The organism is uncultured Caulobacter sp. (assembly GCF_937900395.1).
Taxonomy (GTDB): domain Bacteria; phylum Pseudomonadota; class Alphaproteobacteria; order Caulobacterales; family Caulobacteraceae; genus Caulobacter.
This window is the reverse complement of the sequence record NZ_CALCDX010000004.1, coordinates 1-5,997: the sequence shown is the minus strand read 5'-3', so window position 1 is coordinate 5,997 and position 5,997 is coordinate 1. Positions and strand designations below refer to the sequence as shown.

Sequence of the window (5,997 nt, the reverse complement as noted above, 5' to 3'; positions counted from 1 at the left end):
GGACATCGACCGGATCGACGCCTTCGGGCGCGTTGCCCTCGACGTTCGAGACGATATGCATGACGTGGCTGTAGCGCTCGATCTTGAAGCTCTCGGTCACGCGGACGTTCGGGCCCTTGGCCTTCTCGGCGGGGGCGTTGCGGCCGTGATGGTTCAGCATCGCGACCCGGCCGACGTCGTTGCGGCCCAGGTCTAGCAGCATCAGGTGCTCGGCGCGCTCCTTGGGATCGGCCAGCAGTTCAGCTTCCAGCGCCGCGTCCTGCTCGGGCGTAGCGCCGCGCGGCCGGGTGCCGGCGATCGGGCGGATAGTGATCTTGCCGTCGCGCAGGCGAACCAGAATCTCGGGGCTGGAGCCGACCAGATGGAAGCCGTCCAGGTTCAGGAAGAACAGGAACGGCGACGGATTGGTCCGACGCAGCGAGCGATAGAGGGCGAACGGCGGCAGGTCGAAGCGGCTGCGGAACCGGTGGCTGGCCACGACCTGGAAGATGTCGCCGGCGGCGATGTAGTCCTTCGCCTTGGCCACCACCTGGTGATAGTCGGCGCGGCTGACCGGCGTCGTGAACTCCATCGGACCGCGCGGCGCGCGGGGCGCGTCATGGGCCAGCGGACGGTGCAGGTCGGCCATCACGGTCTCGATCCGCGCCCGGGCGGCCTCGTAGGCCTCTTTGGCCGAGACGCCGCTCTTGGGGCGCACAGCCGTGGTCAGGATGATCTCCTGGGCGATGGCGTCGAAGATCGCGACGATCTGCGGGCGGGTCATGATCCCGTCCGGCAGGCCTAGAGTGTCCTCGTTGATGTCCGGCAGCCGTTCGACCAGGCGGACGAGGTCATAGCCCAGCGCCCCAAACACCCCGGCGGCCATCGGCGGCAGGCCCTTGGGCAGCTCCATGCGCGAGCGGGCGACCAAGTCGCGCAGGCTGTCCAGCGCGCCGCCCGGCTGAGGCGTGTAGCGGCCGGCGGCGATGTCATCGCCCTCGGCGATCTCGGCCTGGTCGCCGCGGCAGCGCCAGACGAGATCCGGGTTCATGGTCACGATCGAGTAGCGACCGCGCCAGGCGCCGCCCTCGACGCTTTCGAACAGGAAGCTGTAGGGCCGCGTCTGGGCGATCTTCAGGTAGGCCGAGACCGGCGTCTCCAGATCGTCGATCAGACGGGTCCAGACAACCTGCTGCCGCCCGGAGTCATAAGCTTCCGAAAAGGCGTCGAAGGCGGGTTCCAGACTCATTAGTCGGCTTTCTTTCCGGACTTGGCGGCTTCGGCCTTGGCCAGGGCGTCGGTGTCGACGCCGATGGCCTGGCGGGCCAGGGTCAGGTTGCTCTTGGTCTTCAGCTGGGCCTTGGCGGCGGCGCGCGACGCCTCGCCAAGGTCGCGCATCAGGCCGTTGGCGGCCTGGGCCTGGGCGATCACGGCGTAGCGGGCGACGTCGTTGGTCGGCGCGGCGTGGATAGCCTCCAGCTTAGCGACGACATAGGCCTCGCCCTGCTGCCCGGCGCGGGCGGTGAACACCGCGTTGGGCTTGGCGTCGAAGGCCGCGCCCAGGAACGCCGGACCCAGGCCCATGTGTTGCTGGGCGTTTTGGCGCGACAGGCCCGGAACGCGCTGGACGTTGGACTGCGCCGCGGCGGCGACGGCCTCGAACGATTCGCCTTTCTTGACGCGCGCGGCCAGTTCGTCGGCCTTGGCCTTCAGGCGCTTACCCATCTCCTGGCCCATCCAAACCGCGGTCAGCTGCGGCTTGATCTCGGCCAGGGGCGGCATGGCGGCCGGGACCACCTTCTCAACCTTCACGGCGTAGTATTCGCCCTTGCCGAGTTCGATCAGGTCGCTTTCGCCGCCTTGCGACAGACCGAACGCGGTCTTGATCATGTCGGGCGTGAGGCCCGCCACTGGCTGCCCCATCTGGTCGGCGCCCTGGGCGGTGATCGGCGCCGTCGTCACCACCATCGCGCCGGCCTTGCTGGCCGCGGCGACGAGATCGGCGCCGGCGTCATGAGCATCCTGGTAGGCTTGGGTCTGGTCGTAAGCCTTGGCCTGAGCGGCCTGGGCGCGGACCTCAGCCTCGATCTGAGGGCGGACGCTGTCGAGCGTGGCGACCACGCCCGGCGTGACCTTGGTGACCTTCACGACCGAAACGCCCAGCTCGCCGTTGATCGGACCGCTGACCTGGCCGGCGGCCAGGCTGAACGCCGCGTCGGCGACCTTGCGGTCGGGCAGGGCGGACTTGGGCTTATCGATCAGGGCGACCGGCGACTTGCCAAAGGCCTTGGCGACCGTGGCGGGGTCTTCGCCCTTGGCCAGGCGCTGCGAGATCGTGGCGGCGGTCTTGGCGTCCGGCGCGACGATCTGGATCAGCGAGCGGGTTTCGGGTTTCGCCAGGCTGTCCTTGCGGAAGTTGAAGGCCTTCTGGACCGCGGCCGGATCGATGGCCACGGTCGGCTCCAACGCTTGGGCGCTGACCCGCATGATCGACAGGACGCGCGTTTCCGGACGCGTCAGGCGATCAGCGTTTTCCTTCATGAAGGCGATCAGCTGCGCGTCGGTCGGCGGCGCGGGCTTCTCGACCGAGGCCGGATTGACGGCGAAGGCGGCGATGTCGCGGGTCTCCAGACCATAGGCGGCCTGCAGGGCGGCGTAGATGCGCGGGGCCTTTAGGCCATCGGCGATCGCGGAGAAGAAGTGGCCCTGAGCGATCTCGTCGCGCAGCGAGGCTTCATACGACTGGGGTGTCAGATTATTCTGCGCCAGGAGGGCGGCGTAGAGCTTCGGGTCGAACTTGCCGGTGATCGGGTCGAACGGGCGCTGGCCGGGCGCCAGCTGGCTCATCTGCTCGTGGACGGTCTTGGCGATCAGCTTGTCCGAGGGAACGACGCCCATCTTGGCGATGGCGGCGGCGATCGATTCCTGCAGCGCCAGCTCCTGCACGATCTGCTTGTCCAAGCCGCGCTCGACAGCCTGGTCAGGGGTCAGGGCTTCGCCGTTCCGACGCTCGATCTCCTTGCGGTAGTTGTCGAAGCGCAGCTTGAAGTCCTGGGCGGACATCTCGCGCGAGCCGGCGTCGATTACGCCCGAGCCGCGGGGCCCTTTGAAGACGTCGCTGATGCCAAAGATGGCGAAGCTGACGATCAGCAGGCCAAACAGCAGCACCGCGAACGGCGATTTGGCGAAGGAGCGGAAACCGGCGAGCATGAGGGCGAGAACCTTCCAGTCGGACCGCTGAAGCAACGAGCAAAGCGGTCGAGAGCAGCGGGTATAGTAGAGCCACATGCGCGGGGGCAAGCGGCGCGGGCTTGACTTCCCAAGGGAGCGTGTCCCCAAGAAGGCGCTCATGACCCTTTCAAGCACGACGCCCCGGCCGTTGATCGCCGGAAACTGGAAAATGAACGGCCTTTCGGCCGCGCTCGACGAGGCCCGCGCCGTCGCGGCGGCGCTGGATCAGCGCCCCGCCGCCGCCCGCGTGGCGATTTTCCCGCCAGCCACCCTGTTGCATCGCCTGGCCGAGGCCGTGGCCGGCTCGTCCGTCCTGGTCGGCGGCCAGGACTGCCACGCCAAGGCCAGCGGCGCCCACACCGGCGACATCTCGGCCGAGATGATCGGCGACGCGAACGGGACCATGGTCATCGTCGGCCACTCCGAACGCCGCACCGACCATGGCGAAACCTGCCAGATGGTCGCCGCCAAGGTCGGTGCGGCCTTGGCGGTCGGCATCGAACCGATCATCTGCGTTGGCGAGAGCCTGGAGCAGCGGCAAGCGGGCGAGGCGGTCAGCTTCGTCATCGGTCAGCTGCGCAACTCCTTGCCGCAAAGCCTGAAGGGCCAAGCCTTCAGCGTCGCCTACGAACCGATCTGGGCCATCGGCACCGGCCATGTCGCGTCGGTCGAGAACATCATCGAGATGCACGCGGCCATCCGCGCCGAGCTTGTCGTGCAGTTCGGCGACCAGGGCGCTGGCGTTCCCATCCTGTACGGCGGCTCGGTGAAGCCTGAGAACGCCGCCGAAATCCTGGCCGCCCCAGAGGTCGGCGGGGCCCTGGTGGGTGGCGCTTCGCTGAAGGCCAAGGATTTCCTGGCGATCATCGAGGCCGCCTGAGGCGGAGACCCTTTCGGGACGAACCGCGCGAGCGCACGGTTCGTCCCGAGCCTGGGCCAGAATCCTTGACATCGCGGCGCCCACGTGCGCCTTACCGCGCCTTGCAAATCACCGCGTATTCAAGACTTTCATGACCTCGATGCACGCCTATCGCACCCATAACTGCGGCGCTCTTCGCGCTTCCGACACCGGTTCCTCGGTGCGCCTGTCGGGCTGGATCCATCGCAAGCGCGATCACGGCGGTCTGGTCTTTATCGACCTGCGCGACCACTACGGTCTGACCCAGCTGGTCCTGCACCCCGAAACGCCGGGCTTCAACGTGGTCGAGCGCTTGCGCGCCGAGAGCGTGATCCGGGTCGACGGCGAGGTCATCGCCCGCGACGCCAGCGTGGTGAACCCCAACCTCCCGACCGGCGAGATCGAGATCCGCGTCTCGGCCGTCGAGGTGCTGAGCGAAGCCGCCGAGCTGCCGCTGCCGGTCTTCGGCGAGCCGGACTATCCGGAAGAGATCCGCCTCAAGCACCGCTATCTCGACCTGCGTCGCGAGACGCTGCACAAGAACATCGTCCTGCGCTCGCGCGTGATCCAGTCGATCCGCAACCGCATGTTCGCCCAGGGCTTCAACGAGTTCCAGACGCCGATCCTGACGGCCAGCTCGCCGGAAGGCGCGCGCGACTTCCTGGTGCCCTCGCGGATGCATCCGGAGAAGTTCTATGCGCTTCCGCAGGCGCCGCAGCAGTTCAAGCAGCTGCTGATGGTCTCGGGCTTCGACCGCTACTTCCAGATCGCCCCGTGCTTCCGCGACGAGGACCTGCGCGCCGACCGTTCGCTGGAATTCTACCAGCTCGACGTCGAGATGAGCTTCGTCACCCAGGAAGACGTGTTCGCGGCCATTGAGCCGGTGATGCACGGCGTCTTCGAGGAATTCGGCAATGGCCGTCGCGTCTCGCCGATCAGCGAGACTCACACCTTCACCAACGACTTCGGCGCGACGTTCGAGCACAAGGGCTTCGAGCGCCTGACCTACGCCCAGTCGATGGCCTGGTACGGCAGCGACAAGCCGGACCTGCGCAACCCGATCAAGATGCAGAACGTCTCGGAGCACTTCCGCGACGGCGGCTTTGGCCTGTTCGCCAAGATCCTGGGCGCGGACGCCAAGAACCAGGTGTGGGCGATCCCGGCGCCGACCGGCGGCAGCCGCGCCTTCTGCGACCGCATGAACAGCTGGGCCCAGGGCGAAGGCCAACCGGGCCTCGGCTACGTCTTCTGGTCGGAAGACCAGGGCGGCTGGGGCGGCCCGATCGCCAAGAACCTGGGCGAGCCGACCCAAGCCCTGATGGAGTCGCTGGGCCTTGGCGCCGGCGACGCCGCGTTCTTCGTGGCTGGCGACCCGGCCGTGTTCGCCAAGTTCGCGGGCCTGGCCCGCACGCGCGTCGGCACGGAGCTGAAGCTGGTCGACGAGAACCAGTTCAAGTTCTGCTGGATCGTCGACTTCCCGATGTTCGAGTGGAATGAGGACGAGAAGAAGGTCGACTTCTCCCACAACCCGTTCTCGATGCCGCAAGGCGGTCTGGAGGCCCTGGAAGGCCAGGATCCGCTGACCATCCGCGCCTACCAGTACGACATCGTCTGCAACGGCTACGAGCTGTGCTCGGGCGCGATCCGGAACCACAAGCCCGAGATCATGCTGAAGGCCTTCGAGATCGCCGGTTACGGCCCGGAAGTCGTCGAGGAGCAGTTTGGCGGCATGCTGAACGCGTTCCGCTACGGCGCGCCGCCGCACGGCGGTCTGGCGCCCGGCATCGACCGCATCGTCATGCTGCTGGCCGACCAGGTCGCCATCCGCGAGGTTATCGCCTTCCCGCTGAACCAGCAGGGCCAGGACCTCTTGATGAACGCCCCGGCCA

4 protein-coding genes are annotated in these 5,997 nt (G+C 67.5%); 2 read left to right on the top strand and 2 right to left on the bottom strand.

Translation table 11 applies throughout. The features are described 5' to 3' along the window. Together Q0379_RS00300 and Q0379_RS00295 are read right to left on the bottom strand one after the other, a co-directional pair. Positions 1–1,228, bottom strand: a 1,228-nt coding sequence (locus Q0379_RS00300) for a chorismate-binding protein (protein WP_299002872.1), incomplete at its 3' end; no start/stop codon positions are given. Beyond that, a complete protein-coding gene (locus tag Q0379_RS00295; RefSeq protein WP_299002869.1) occupies positions 1,228–3,189 on the bottom strand; it encodes a peptidylprolyl isomerase in 1,962 nt (653 codons plus the stop codon). The genes Q0379_RS00300 and Q0379_RS00295, both read right to left, overlap by 1 nt. A gap of 139 nt (positions 3,190–3,328) precedes the next feature. Between Q0379_RS00295 and tpiA the strand changes: the two genes are divergently transcribed. Beyond that, positions 3,329–4,090, top strand: coding sequence for a triose-phosphate isomerase (tpiA, locus tag Q0379_RS00290; RefSeq protein WP_299002866.1), 762 nt, complete (start codon positions 3,329–3,331; stop codon positions 4,088–4,090). Positions 4,091–4,220: 130 nt separating this feature from the next. Next, a partial coding sequence (aspS, locus tag Q0379_RS00285) for an aspartate--tRNA ligase (RefSeq protein WP_299002863.1) occupies positions 4,221–5,997 on the top strand: 1,777 nt, incomplete at its 3' end.

What these genes read in the sequence shown, in the direction of transcription:
- Q0379_RS00295 (WP_299002869.1), bottom strand. Translation starts at nt 3,189, where the DNA reads ATGCTCGCCGGTTTCCGCTCCTTCGCCAAATCGCCGTTCGCGGTGCTG.
- tpiA (WP_299002866.1), top strand. Translation starts at nt 3,329, where the DNA reads ATGACCCTTTCAAGCACGACGCCCCGGCCGTTGATCGCCGGAAACTGG.